The following is a 13,085-nucleotide window of genomic DNA, read 5'->3' as shown; positions in this document are numbered from 1 at the left end:
CTATTCCCCTTCGCCGCTGGGGCCGGGCCGCAGCGGGACGAGGGCGCGCAGCCGGAAACCCCGGCCGCGTTCGGCGGGGCCGGTCCGCAGGTGTCCGCCGACCTGCTCCAGGCGCTCGCCGAGGCCCGAGAGGCCGTTCCCGGCCGCGGACTTGCCCGGTCCGGGGCCGTTGTCGACGACTTCCAGGACGGCGTAGCGGCCGTCCTCCTCCCAGGTCTCGTCGAGCCGGACGGTGCACCGGGTGGCCTGGGCGCCGTGCCGGACGACGTTGGTGACGGCCTCGCGCAGTGCCCAGGCGAGCACGCCGGACTCCTCGGCGCCGAGGCCGGGGCGCTCCTCGGCGAGCCGGGGGTCGGCGTCGATCTCGATCCGGCTGGCGGCCAGCGCGGTGCGGGCGGCGGCGAGTTCGACCGGCAGGGTGGGGCGGCGGAAGCCGCTGACGGCGCTGCGGACGTCGGCCAGCGACTGCCGGGCGACCTGCTCGATGTCGGCGACCTGGGTGCGGGCGCCCTCGGCCTGCCCGGCGTCCATCAGGCGTCCGGTGAGCTCGCTCTTGATGGCGATCAGCGAGAGCGAGTGGCCGAGCAGGTCGTGCAGGTCGCGGGCCAGCCGCAGCCGTTCCTCGGAGGCGGCGAGGTGCGCGACGGCGGCCCGGGCCTCGCGCAGTTCGCGCATGGTGGCGACGAGCCGCTGCATGGCGAGCATGGCGAGCCCGGCCATCAGGCAGGGCAGTCCGATGCTGACCATGGTCTCGGCGTCGGCGTGGCCGGTGAGGCCGACGACGGCGAAGAGGCCGGTGGTGGCGAGCACGCCGACCAGTCCGAGCCGGCCGGGGAGGATCACCGCGGCGCACACCGAGGTGTAGGTGAACAGGGTCAGCCAGGCCTCGCCCAGGGTGTACGAGGTGACGACGGCGATCACGGCCATCAGGGCGAGCGGCAGGTACCGCTTGGCCTGCCGGAGGCCCGGGTGGTTGCGGATCACGATCAGCGACAGGTAGCAGGCCAGGAAGACCGCCAGCGCGACGCCGCCGGCGGTGCTCGCCGCCGGGGTGTGCTGACCGGTGGTCAGGTCCTGGACGGGGTAGGCCAGGTAGAGCGCCCAGATGGACGTCCAGGCGAGCTTGGCCAGGAGTTGGCGCCTGGTGTCGACGGGCGCGCCGGGGTAGGTGGCCCAACGCCCGTCCGGCCCGTCCTCCCCGGGCTGGTCGGGGTGGCGGGCCGGTGCGGGGTTCTGCATGCGGGCCATCATGCCCGTCGGGCGTCCTTGCGGTACAGGACGGCCGCGGCGGTGGTGAAGAGCACCAGGAAGGCGGCGAGCACGGCGATCGGCAGTGCGGCGACGCCCTGGCCGTGGATGAACGAGGCCAGCTGGTTGTAGTCGTAGACGGGGTTGAACCGGGCGTAGGCCTTCAGCGACTCGGAGATCGGGAACCAGGTGCCGCCGAACAGCGCCATCAGCATGTAGACGATCATCACGACGGGCTGGACGGCGTCCGGTTCGGCCGCGTAGCCGAGGGCGACGCCGAGCGCGGCGAAGACGAAGCTGCCGAGCCACAGGGCGGCGGCCAGGCCGATCCACTGGACGGCGGTGAGGTCGACGCCCTCGATCGCGCCGATGACGAAGACGACCAGGATGGCGGGCAGCGTGGTGACCGCGCAGGCGGCGATCTTGCCGAGGGTGTAGGCCCGGCCGGGCAGCGCGGTGAGCCGCAGTTGGCGGGTCCAGCCGCTCTTGCGCTCCAGCGAGATGCGCTGCGCGGAGCCGGTCAGCACGGCGCCGACCGCGCCGAAGGTGGCCATCGAGACCATGAAGTACGACTTGACGGAGACGCCGCCGGCCACCGTGCCGCCGCTGCCGTAGGCGCTGATGAAGAAGACGTACAGCAGCGCGGGGTAGAGCACGGTGAACATCAGGTACCGCTTGTTGCGCAGGGTGCGCAGGATCTCCAGCCGGATCAGGGTGGTCATCGGACGTTCGCCCCTTCGCTCTCGTTGCGGTCCTGCTCGCCGGTGATGGTCAGGAAGGCCTGTTCCAGGCCGAGGCTGGTGACTTCCAGCCCGCGCGGGTAGTAGCCCGCCTTGTAGAGCGCGGCGACGCCCGCGTCGGCGTCGGCGGAGCGGATCCGGACGGTGCGCACGCCGTCGGCGCGGGCGCTGACGTCCAGGCCGACGGTGCCGGGCAGGGCGCGCAGCACGGCCTCGTCGAAGGTGCCGCCGTCGGAGGGGTGCAGTTCGAAGCCGATCCGGCGGGCGCCGGCCCGGGCCTTGATCTCGGCGGAGGAGCCGTCGGCGATCAGCCGGCCCTTGTGCAGGACCAGGACGCGGTCGGCGACCGAGTCGGCCTCCTCCAGGTAGTGGGTGGCGAACAGCACGGTGCGCCCGGCGTCGGCCTGGGTGCGCATGGCGTCCCAGAACTGGCGGCGGACCGAGACGTCCATGCCGGTGGTGGGCTCGTCCAGGACGATCAGGTCGTTGGCCCCGGCCACCGCGAGGGCGAACCGGACGCGCTGCTCCTGGCCGCCGGAGAGCTTGTCGACCCGGCGGTCGGCGAGCTCGGTGATCCCGGCGGTGGCCAGCACCTGGTCGACGCCGTATCCCCTGGGGTGCACCCGGCAGGCCAGTTCGACGATCTCGCGGACCTTGACGTCGGTCATCAGACCGCCGCTCTGCAGCATCGCGCCGACCCGGCCGGCCGCGATCGCCTCCCGCGGGGTGCCGCCGAACAGCTCGACCGTGCCGCCGTCCGGTTCGCGCAGGCCCAGCAGCAGGTCGAGGCTGCTGGACTTGCCCGCGCCGTTCGGGCCGAGCAGGGCGACCGTCTCGCCGGGTCGCAGCACCAGGTCGAGGCCGTTCACCGCCTTCACCCGGCCGTAGCTCTTGCTGACGTTCCGGAAGGCCGCGACCTCCCCCGTTCCCGTCGCCATCTGAACCAAGTCCTTTCGAGAGCCGTTCTCTCCGACTCCTCAAGGCTCCTCGGAACGGGGGTGTCCGCGGCAGTGCCCGCCGTCGTGGCCTCCGCATGACGGATGTCACGGCCGGGGCCGTTACAGCAGGCCGAGCGACTCCTTCAGGAACCGGACCTGGAGCAGCAGCAGGTTCTCCGCGACCTGCTCCTGCGGGGTCATGTGGGTCACCCCGGACAGCGGCAGCACGGTGTGCGGGCGGCCGGCCGCGAGCAGCGCGGTGGACAGCCGCAGGCTGTGCGCGACCACCACGTTGTCGTCGGCGAGGCCGTGCACGATCATCAGCGGCCGGCTCAGCGAAGGGGCCATCTCCACCAGCGAGTTGGCCCGGTACGACTCGGGTTCGGCGGTCGGGTCGCCGTAGTAGCGCTCGGTGTAGTGGGTGTCGTAGAGGTCGTGCTCGGTGACGGGCGCGCCGGCCACCGCGGCGTGGAACACCCCGGGTTCGCGGAGCACCGCGGCGGCGGCCAGGTAGCCGCCGTACGACCAGCCGCGGACGGCGACCTTCGACAGGTCGAGCGGGAACTGCTCGGCGAGCGCGTGCAGCGCGTCGACCTGGTCCTGGACGGAGACCTCGGCGGTCCGCCGGTTGATCGACTTCTCCCAGCCGGGGCTGTGCCCGGGGGTGCCGCGCCCGTCGGCGACGATCACCGCGAAGCCCTGGTCGGCGAACCACTGCGACACCAGGTGCGGGTTGTGCGCCTGCACCACCCGCTGCCCGTGCGGGCCGCCGTACGGGTCCATCAGGACGGGCAGCGCCCCGTCGGCGTCCGGGTCGTAGCCGGTGGGCAGCAGCACCGCGCAGGGGATGCGCCGCTCGCCGGCGAACCGGAACACCGGCCGGGCGGCCAGCAGCGGGGTGGCCGCGTGCGAGGCGACCACCAGCGGTTCGGCGCCCGCGCGGTGCACGGTGACGGTGGTGCCGGGCCGCCGCGGGTGGGCGGTGGTGAGCACGGTGGTGCCCGCGCCGCGCACCGCGCCGAGCGCCCCGTCGCCGACCTCCCGCACGCCGTCGGGGCCGGCCTCGAAGACGCCCAGCCAGCCGGGCGGGCGGCGCTCGAACTCGGCGGCCCCGGCGGAGGCGGTGAACAGCACGCTCTCCCCGTCCGTGCCGAGCACCGAGCGGACGTGCAGTCCGGCGTCGGTGAGCGGCTTCTCGTCGACGGTCAGGACCCGCGCGCCGTCCCGGTCGGTGATCCGCACCAGCCGCCCGTCGGCCAGCCGCACCGGCACCCCGCCGAACAGCTCCAGCCAGTCCGCGTCCCGCTCGGTGACCAGCACCGTCGTCTCCCCGGTGGCGGTGTCGGCCTCCAGGACCAGCTGCTCGCGCTGGTCGCGGGCCTGCACCTGGAGCAGCGGCGGCCCGCCGGCCGACCAGTGCACCCGGGCCAGGTACGGGTACGCGGCGCGGTCCCAGCGGATCTCGGTGCGCTCCCCGTCCAGGCCGAGCAGCCAGAGCCCGACCTCGGCGTTGGGCGTGCCGGCCGCCGGGTAGGCGACCTCGACCGGCGGGCGGCCGGGGTTGGCCGGGTCGGCGATCCACCAGCGGCGCACCGGGGTGTCGTCGACCCGGGCGGCCAGCAGCGCGCGGCCGTCGGGGGCCCACCAGTGGCCGCGGTCGCGGCCCATCTCCTCCTGGGCGATGAACTCGGCCTGCCCCCAGCTGACCCCGTCCGCCCCGGGCGCGGCCAGCAGCCGGTCGCCGCTGCCGTCGGCGGCGCTGACCCGCAGCTCGCCGTCCGGGGTGGCGTAGGCGACGTGTGCGCCGTCGGGGCTGGGCCGCGGGTCCAGCAGCGGGGTGGCGGCGGGCAGTTCGCGGGCCTCGCCGGTGACGGTGTCGACCGCGAACAGCCGCCCGGAGAGCGCGAAGGCGGCGGTGCGCCCGGCGGCGTCCAGGGCGTAGCCGACGATCCCGGCGGAGGTCTCCCGGCTGCGCTCGCGGCGGGCCCGCTCGGCGGCGGACAGCTCCTCCGCGCCGCCGCCGAGCAGCACCGCGGGGTCGGCGAGCACGCTCTCGGCGCCGGTGGCGGTGTCGAGGCGCCACAGCAGGTTGGCCGGGTTCCCCTCGCCGCGGGAGCGCAGGAACAGCACCCGGGCGCCGTCCGGGGAGACGCTGAACGAGCGGGGCGCGCCCGCGGTGAAGCGCCCGGTGCGGGCGTACTGCCGGGGGAAGGTGTCGTGCGGCTTCTCGGTCGTCATGCCGTCGACCCTACGACCCGGGCCGCCGGTGATCACCCGGACGGCGCAGCCCGCCCGGACGGGGGCGTACGGCCGTTCGGAGGCCCGCTGACCGGGGGCGCAGCGGGTGGCGGCGGCGCGACACCCCGGGCGGGATCACGGAACGTCGTCCGGGCGTCACTGATCGGGTATCAGTTGACCATCGTTCCGCCCGCTGCCCCGCCCCGGGGCCGCGCACCCGAGGAAGGGTGTGAGCCGTCATGGCTTTGTCCGTCTCCGCCGTGTTGCTGATGCTGGTCGTGGTCGTGGTCCTGGTCCGCCGTTCGACCCTCAAGGTGAGCCACGCCCTGGTGTGCGCGCTGCTCGGCTTCTACCTGGCGTCCAGCTCGATCGCGCCGTCGATCCAGCAGGTGACGGCCAACCTGGCCGGGATGCTCAACGGGCTGAACCTCTAGCCCGCCGCACGCGTCCGGCCTGTTCGGGGTGTCCCCCCGGGCAGGCCGTTAAGCTGCCGGGCATGACCTCCGTACCCCCGGCCGACACGCACGGGCTGCTGCTGGTGCACGCGCATCCCGACGACGAGTCGATCAACAACGGCTCCACGATGGCCCGGTACGCGGCCGAGGGCGTCCGGGTCACCCTGGTGACCTGCACGCTGGGCGAGGGCGGCGAGGTGATCCCGCCGGAGCTGGCCCACCTGGCGCAGGACCGCGACGACGCCCTGGGCGGGCACCGGATCGGCGAGCTGGCCGCCGCGATGCGCGAACTGGGCGTCACCGACCACCGCTTCCTGGGCGGGGCGGGCCGCTGGCGGGACTCCGGGATGATGGGCGTCCCGGACAACGACGACCCGTCCTGCTTCTGGCGGGCGGACGTGGACGAGGCGGCCGGCCTGCTGGCCGCGGTGGTCCGCGAGGTGCGGCCGCGGGTGCTGGTGACGTACGACGAGAACGGCGGCTACGGCCACCCCGACCACATCCAGGCGCACCGGGTGGCGCTGCGCGGCTACGAGCTGGCCGCCGACCCGGCGTTCGGCCCGGAGCTGGGCGAGCCCTGGCGGATCGCCAAGGTCTACTACAACCGGATGCCCCGCTCGGTGATCGAGGCCGCGCTGGCCCGGACCTCCGCCGAGGCGCGGTTCGGGGGCACCGCGCCGGTCGACCAGGTGCCCGGCGTGGTGGACGACCGGGTGGTCACCACCGTGCTGGACAACGCGGCGCACGCCGGGGCGAAGGCCGCCGCGATGCGGGCGCACGCCACCCAGGTCACCGTGGACGGCGACCACTTCGCGCTCAGCAACGGCCTGGGCCAGCCGCTGCTGGCCACCGAGTACTACGAGCTGGTGCGCGGCCCGCTCGGCCCGGGCGCCCCGGAGACCGACCTGTTCGCGGGGGTGGAGCGGTGAGGTTCACGCACGCCCTGCTGGGCACCCGCGAACAGCGCCTGGCCGAGCCGATGCCGCCGCGCGGCGTCCGGATCGCGGCGTACGCCGTGCTGTTCCTGCTCGGAGCGGCGGTGTCCGTGTGCGGAGCTTTCGTGCAGGCCCTGTGGGGCGGCTTCGGCGTGGTGCCGGCCCTGGCGGGCTGCGCGGGGCTGTTCTACGGGGGGCTGCGGGCGACCGGCACCAAGCTCGGTGCGGGGTGCGCGCTGGGCGGCTGGTTCCTGGTGCTGGCGGTGCTGCTGGCGCCCCGTCCGGAGGGTGACCTGGTGCTCTCCGCGACACCGTCGGCCTACCTGTACCTGTTCGGCGGCGCGGTGCTCGGGGTGGTCTGCGCGACCCTGCCGACCCGCTCCGGGTTCCTGTTCGGCGTACCGGCGCCGGCGCCCCGACGGACCGTCAGGGACGGCGACCGCTAGCCCGTACCGGGGCGTTCCGGACCATCCGGATGCCCCGGTCGTCCGACGGCCCGGATGGCTTGTCGGTAAGGTGGTGCCCCGGCGGGCCACCCCCCTGTCCGGCCCGGCCGGGCCGGAGGGTAGCTTCGGCACCACTCGCGTGGCGGGGGCGCGCTCGCCGCAGCCGACACGTGAACAGCTGAGTCCCCGGGGCCGGTCGGCCCGCCGCACGCCGCACTCCGTCGTCCGGCGGTCTCCCGCCCCATACGCAGCGGACGGCCCGGCCGGCCCGGCCGCGAACCCGGAGCAGAGCAGCATTGAGCAGCCGCGAATCTGACAACGCCCACCCGCAGCCCCGCCGCGGCGGCCCCGACGCGTACCCGTCGGGCACCCCGCCGTACGGCACCGGCTTGCCCGGTGGGACCGGCGCGGACCCGGCCGCCGGACGGACCGCTCCCGGTCCGCGCGCCGACGAGGCCGACGCGCCGAAGACGACGGAGACCACGCTGACCACCCGGGTGCGGATCAACATCCCCGGTTCGCGGCCGATCCCGCCGGTCGTGGTGCAGAGCAAGGTCAAGGACGAGAAGCCCGCGGAGCCGTCCGGCCCGCGTCACCGTGGCGGCGCGGGCGACCCGGTGCTGGGCGTGATGGACTCGGGGGCGCGCACCGCCACCCCGCCGAACCTGCCGCCGGAGTGGCAGGAGCCGGCCGCGCCCCGGCCCGGCGCCCCGAAGGCGTCCGAGTCGGAGTCCACCGGCGAGTGGTTCAAGCCGCGCCAGAAGGGCCGCCCGGAGCCCGCCCCGGCGGCGGCCGCCCCGGCCGCTCCGGCCCGGCCCGGGCAGCCCGCCGCGGGTGCCCCGAAGGGCGCCGCCCCGGCCCCGCAGCCCGCCGCGCAGCCCGCCCCGCGCCCGTCCGGTGCGCCCGCCTCGCCGTTCGCCCTGGCCGACCTTCGGCGGCGTCCTCCCGCACCGGCGGCCACCCGCTGCCGCGCCAGGACGCGCCGTTCGCCGCGGCCCGGGACCCGTTCGCGGCCGAGCCGGACCCGTTCGGCCAGGACCCGTTCGGCCAGGACCCGTTCGCCCGGCCGCAGGACCCGTTCGCGCCGGACGCGTTCGCCCAGCAGCAGCCGCAACAGCCGCAGCCGNAGCCCCCGGCCGCCGCCCGGGACGCCTTCGACGGCCCGCAGGGCGCCGGGCGGGCGGTCCCGTCGGCCGACCCGTTCGCCGGGCCGCAGGACCCGTTCGCGGCGGACCCGTTCGCCCAGCCGCAGCAGCGCCCGCCGGCCGGTGAGGACCCCTTCGCCGCGCCGCGCCCCGGCGCGCAGGCGGCGCGGGCCGCCGCCGGTGAGCCGGAGGACACCCAGATCGGCGGCTTCGACCCGATCACCGGCGACGAACCGGCCCCGGGCGCCGACATATCGGACCCGCCGACCACCCAGCTGTTCCTGAAGGCCCCCGGTACCCCGGGCGACCCGTTCGCGCCGGACCCGTTCGCCGACCCGTTCGCGGACGCGCCCAAGCCCCGCCCGGCCGGTGACGGCGGCGGCCGGTTCGCCGACCTGCCCGCCGCGCAGCCCTTCCCGGGCGGTCCGCGGGCCGCCGCGCCCAAGCGCGAGCAGGCCCCGGCCGCCCCGCCGCCGGCCGCGGAGCCGAAGCCCGCCGCCCCGGCCGCCCCGGCGGCGAAGAAGAAGGGCGGCGGCCGCGGGAAGAAGCTGGTGGTGACCGGCCTCGGCGGCGTGCTGTTCCTCGGCGCGGCGGCGTACGGCGCGGGCCTGATGATGAACCAGTCGGACATCCCCAGGGGCACCACGGTGCTGGGCACCGACATCGGCGGCGACTCCCGCGACCAGGCGGTGAAGGTGCTGGACGGCGCGGTCGCCAAGGTCGGGCAGCAGCCGGTCCGGCTGAAGCTCGGCGAGCAGTCGCTCACCCTGGACCCGGCCAGCGCGGGCCTGAGCTTCGACACCACCGCGACGGTGGACGGGCTGACCAGGCACAGCTACAACCCGGTGGACGTACTGGGTTCGCTGACCGGCAACGCCAAGGCGGTCGAGCCGCAGGTCCGGGTCGACCGGGCGAAGCTGAAGGCGGCCCTGGACGAGCTGGGCGGCAAGTCCGGGCAGAGCCTGCAGGAGGGCTACGTCCGGTTCACCGAGACCGGCGGCACCGAGGTGGTCCCGGGCAACGCCGGCAAGGCGCTGGACTCGGCGGCGGCCGCCGACCTGGTCGAGCAGGCCTACCGGGGCCGGGCCGCGGGCCGGCCGGACGGCGAGGTGGTGCTGCCGGTCGCCGACGCGCAGCCGAAGGTCGGCCAGGACGTGCTGCAGGCGGCCGCCGACGGCCTGGGCAAGCAGGTGATGAGCGGCAACGTGACCGTCACGGCGGGCGGGCGGCAGTTCGCCTTCGGCCGCAACACCGCCGCCAAGGCGCTGGTGCTGGCCCCGGACTCGACCGGCGCCGTGGTCCTGAAGTGGGACCTGAACCAGCTGACCAGCGCGATCGGCACCACTTTCGACAAGGTGAAGACCACCAGGAACGGCCAACAGGTGCCGGTCACCGCCCAGGACGTGGCGGACGCGATCGGCCAGGGCGTGACCAAGACCGGCAAGGACCGCACGGTCAAGATCCCGGCCTGACGGCACGTCAATCCACGGGCCGGGCCGGGGCGCTGGACGGGCGCCCCGGCCCGGCCCGCTGGCGAGTCCTCGCCAATGGCGTCACGGAACGGGACGAAACGGACGCCGCAACCGCACGGCCACGTCGCGTTACCAATCCTTGATCCGCCGCAGGTCGACAAGTCGGATCGCCGGTACGCAAGATGTGCCGCGTGCCGAGACCCCGCTTCCTCCCGCTCCCCCTGACCGCCACGGTGGCGGCGCTGTCCATCGCGCTCTGCTCGTGCAGTTCCGCGCCGGGCTCCGCCGACGGCGGACCGGCCCGGGCGGCGGCCGCGGCGGGCGACGACGCACCGCGGATGACCCAGCAGGAGATGAACGCCCGGCCGCGCGACGCGCTGCGCCGGGGCGGCACCCTGGTGTGGGCGATCGACCAGTACTCCAGCCAGTGGAACCCGCTCCAGGCGGACGGCTCGGAGGCCTCCACCAACGACGTCGTCAAGGCGCTGCTGCCGACCTTCTGGCGCTCCGACGCGGGCGGCGTGCAGACCCCCAACCCGGCCTACCTCTCCGACGTGCGCAGCGAGACCCGGCAGGGCAAGCAGGTCGTGGTGTGGACGCTCAACCCGAAGGCGCACTGGTCCGACGGCACCCCGATCACCTGGCGCGACCTGCAGGCCGACTGGCAGGCGCTGAACGGCCAGGACCCGGCGTACCGGACGGCCACCAGCAACGGCTTCGACCAGGTGGAGAGCGTGGTCCGCGGCCAGGACGACTTCCAGGCCGTGATGACCTTCAAGGAGCCGTACTCGGAGTGGCAGGCGATGTTCAACAACGCCGGCAACGCCCCGCTGCTGCCCGCGAAGTACGTCGCCACCCCCGAGCTGTTCAACACCTCGTTCAAGAACCGCATCCCGGTCACCGCCGGCCCCTTCACGGTGGGCTCGCTGGACGCCGGGTCGCGCACCGTCACCGCGGTCGCCGACCCGCAGTGGTGGGGCGACGAGCCGCTGCTCGACAAGATCGTCTTCAAGGCGTACGACACCGGCGCGATGCCGCAGGCCTTCGCCAAGGGCGAGATCGACTTCTACAACAACGGCCCCAACACCGAGGGCTACCGGCTGATCCGGTCCACCGCGGGCGGCGAGGTCCGCAAGGCCGGCGGCCCCAACCTGCGGCACCTGGTGCTCAACGGCAGGAGCCCGCTGCTGGAGGACGCCAGGCTGCGCCAGGCGCTGGTCCAGGCGATCGACCGGGCCGAGATCACCCGCACCGACCTGGCCGGTCTGGACTGGCCGTACGTGCCGATGAACAACCACTTCCTGGTGCCCTCCCAGCACGGCTACCAGGACAACTCGGAGGGCCTGAGCCGCTTCGACCCGGACGCCGCCAGGGCGACCCTCGACGCGCTGGGCTGGAAGCCCGGGGCGGGCGGCGTGCGGGCCAAGGACGGCAAGGAGCTGGTGCTGCGCTACGTGGCGCCGGCCGCGAACAACCTGGCGGAGAACGAGAGCGAGGAGGTCACCCGGATGCTCGCCGCGGTCGGGGTGACCGTGCAGGTCCAGACGGTGCCGGCCGGCGACTACTTCGACGGCTACGTCTACAAGCACGACTTCGACCTGACCTCGTTCTCGCTGCTGGGCACGCCCTTCCCGGTCTCCAACTCGATCAGCACCTTCCAGCAGGACTCCGGCTCCAACTGGGCCCAGGTCGGCAGCAAGGCGCTCGACCGGGCGATGGCGGACGCCGCCAAGGCCGACAGCGCGGACGAGGAGACGGCGGCGCTCAACCGCGCCGACGCGGAGGCCTGGCAGGTCGCCGGACTCGTCCCGCTGTACCAGCGCCCGGCCATCTACGGGGTGCGCAAGGAACTCGCCAACATCGGCGCCGCCGGCCTCGGCGATGTCGTCTACGAGAACATCGGCCTGCTGAAGTAACAACCGCGGCGCTATCGGCGCGGCGAAGACTCGCCAATGGCGAGAAAATGCCAGTCGGGCGGCACCCCGGACGCCACCCGAATTGGGTGAGCCATACCCATGAATTCGCCCCGGCACGCCCGAAAACACCGACGTCCGATAATCGGACACTCAATTGCACCCGTCAATTGCGATGAATGACACCAAAACGGACATCGCCTCTACGCGCGTCATCCGACCCGGGCCGCGAACTCGCCGTCCTGATACCGGAGCTGACAGTGCATCGTTACGGACATGTGAACACTGTTTGATCGAGTTTGTCCGGTTTTGACCGTCTCGCTGGGCCGATGTCAAGAGTCCGAGAACTACGAAGTGGTTGACATTCCAGCACGAAGGAGGAAATGCGCCGTCGACAACTGAGGAACTCTTGACGTTCGATAAACGACTTGCAAGAGTCCATTCATCCAAGTTCTTACTCCTTGCTTCTGCACGGACCACGGTCGGGAGCTTTAGCACCATGACGACGCCTACTGGGGCCACGACGGACGGGAACACCTCCCGTCCCGGGTCGACGTCGGACCTCGCGGCCAACGCCACGGCCGACGCACCCGCCGATCAGGGCTTCCGGGGCCTCTCCCCCGGGCAGCTGATGTGGCGCCGCTTCCTCCGCGACCGCACCGGCGTGGTGAGCGCGTGCGTGGTGCTGTTCTTCATCGCGGTGGCGATCCTCGCCCCGCTCATCTCGCTGGTCTACGGCAAGGACCCGAAGACCCACTACGGCCAGGAGGGCACCGGTCTGCTGACCGACTCCGGCCTGCCGATGGGCCCCAACGGCGGCATGAGCGGCGACTTCTGGTTCGGCCTGGAGCCCGGCCTCGGCCGCGACGTGCTGACCCTGCTGGTCTACGGCATCCGCACCTCGCTGATCATCGCCGTCGCCACCTCGCTGCTGACCACCGTGATCGGCGTCGCGCTCGGCATCGCGGCCGGCTACCTCGGCGGCAAGACCGACTACTTCATCGGCCGGGTGATCGACGTCCTGATGTCGTTCCCGTCGCAGATCTTCCTGATCGCGACCATGCCGGTGGTCACCGGACTGCTGGTCGCCCGGGACGAGAACCCGCCGGGCTGGCTGCCGTTCGTCGCGGTCACCCTGGTGCTGTCGCTGCTCGGCTGGATGAGCCTGGCCCGCATCCTGCGCGGCGTGTCGCTGTCGCTGCGCGAACGCGAGTTCATCGAGGCCGCCAAGGTCACCGGCGCCTCCCCGATGAGGATCATCTTCAAGGAGATCCTGCCCAACCTGTGGACGCCGATCCTGGTGCAGTCCACCCTCGCGCTGCCCGCCTTCGTCACCGCGGAGGCCGGTCTCTCCTACCTGGGCGTGGGCGTGACCGAGCCGACCCCGGACTGGGGCCGCATGATCGCCGACGGCGCGGGCTTCCTCCGGACCGACGTCACCTTCCTGCTCTTCCCGGGCCTCGCCATGGTGGTGTTCGTTCTGGCCTTCAACCTGCTCGGCGACTCCGTCCGGGACGCGTTCGACCCGAAGACCAACCGCTGACAGGCCCTCAAG

At 73.8% G+C, this 13,085-nt stretch carries 10 protein-coding genes; 5 read left to right on the top strand and 5 right to left on the bottom strand.

Annotated features, from left to right (window positions below; translation table 11 throughout):
- From HUT16_RS22210 to HUT16_RS22195, 4 genes are all read right to left on the bottom strand, one after another.
- Positions 1 to 1,239, bottom strand: a complete 1,239-nt coding sequence (locus HUT16_RS22210) for a sensor histidine kinase (protein WP_176189868.1) — start codon at positions 1,237 to 1,239, stop codon at positions 1 to 3.
- A gap of 8 nt (positions 1,240 to 1,247) precedes the next feature.
- Positions 1,248 to 1,970: an ABC transporter permease gene (locus HUT16_RS22205; protein ID WP_176189867.1), complete on the bottom strand. Its 723-nt coding sequence runs from the start codon at positions 1,968 to 1,970 to the stop codon at positions 1,248 to 1,250.
- Entirely contained in the window at positions 1,967 to 2,926 is a 960-nt protein-coding gene (locus tag HUT16_RS22200) for an ABC transporter ATP-binding protein (protein ID WP_176189866.1), read from the bottom strand. The genes HUT16_RS22205 and HUT16_RS22200 overlap by 4 nt, the downstream gene beginning before the upstream one ends.
- A gap of 120 nt (positions 2,927 to 3,046) precedes the next feature.
- A complete protein-coding gene (locus HUT16_RS22195) occupies positions 3,047 to 5,164 on the bottom strand; it encodes a prolyl oligopeptidase family serine peptidase (protein WP_176189865.1) in 2,118 nt (705 codons plus the stop codon).
- Between the two features lie 239 nt (positions 5,165 to 5,403).
- On the opposite strand from HUT16_RS22195, the gene HUT16_RS22190 reads away from it, so the two are divergent.
- From HUT16_RS22190 to HUT16_RS22180, 3 genes are all read left to right on the top strand, one after another.
- Entirely contained in the window at positions 5,404 to 5,598 is a 195-nt protein-coding gene (locus HUT16_RS22190) for a DUF2304 family protein (RefSeq protein WP_176189864.1), read from the top strand.
- A 62-nt stretch (positions 5,599 to 5,660) separates the two neighbouring features.
- A complete protein-coding gene (mshB, locus tag HUT16_RS22185) occupies positions 5,661 to 6,548 on the top strand; it encodes an N-acetyl-1-D-myo-inositol-2-amino-2-deoxy-alpha-D-glucopyranoside deacetylase (RefSeq protein WP_176189863.1) in 888 nt (295 codons plus the stop codon).
- Positions 6,545 to 7,000 (top strand): DUF6113 family protein, encoded by a 456-nt coding sequence (locus HUT16_RS22180; RefSeq protein ID WP_176189862.1) that lies wholly within the window; start codon positions 6,545 to 6,547, stop codon positions 6,998 to 7,000. Before mshB ends, HUT16_RS22180 begins: the two co-directional genes overlap by 4 nt.
- Before the next feature lie 592 nt (positions 7,001 to 7,592).
- Here HUT16_RS22180 and HUT16_RS22175 read toward each other — a convergent pair.
- Positions 7,593 to 7,736: a hypothetical protein gene (locus HUT16_RS22175; RefSeq protein ID WP_176189861.1), complete on the bottom strand. Its 144-nt coding sequence runs from the start codon at positions 7,734 to 7,736 to the stop codon at positions 7,593 to 7,595.
- A gap of 2,072 nt (positions 7,737 to 9,808) precedes the next feature.
- On the opposite strand from HUT16_RS22175, the gene HUT16_RS22165 reads away from it, so the two are divergent.
- Entirely contained in the window at positions 9,809 to 11,533 is a 1,725-nt protein-coding gene (locus tag HUT16_RS22165) for an ABC transporter family substrate-binding protein (protein ID WP_176189859.1), read from the top strand.
- A 496-nt stretch (positions 11,534 to 12,029) separates the two neighbouring features.
- On the top strand, positions 12,030 to 13,073 hold the full coding sequence (locus tag HUT16_RS22160) for an ABC transporter permease (RefSeq protein ID WP_176189858.1): 1,044 nt from the start codon (positions 12,030 to 12,032) through the stop codon (positions 13,071 to 13,073).
- Positions 13,074 to 13,085: the final 12 nt, after the last annotated feature.

Source organism: Kitasatospora sp. NA04385, from assembly GCF_013364235.1.
Taxonomy (GTDB): Bacteria; Actinomycetota; Actinomycetes; order Streptomycetales; family Streptomycetaceae; genus Kitasatospora.
This window is presented reverse-complemented; position numbering and strand designations above follow the sequence as displayed.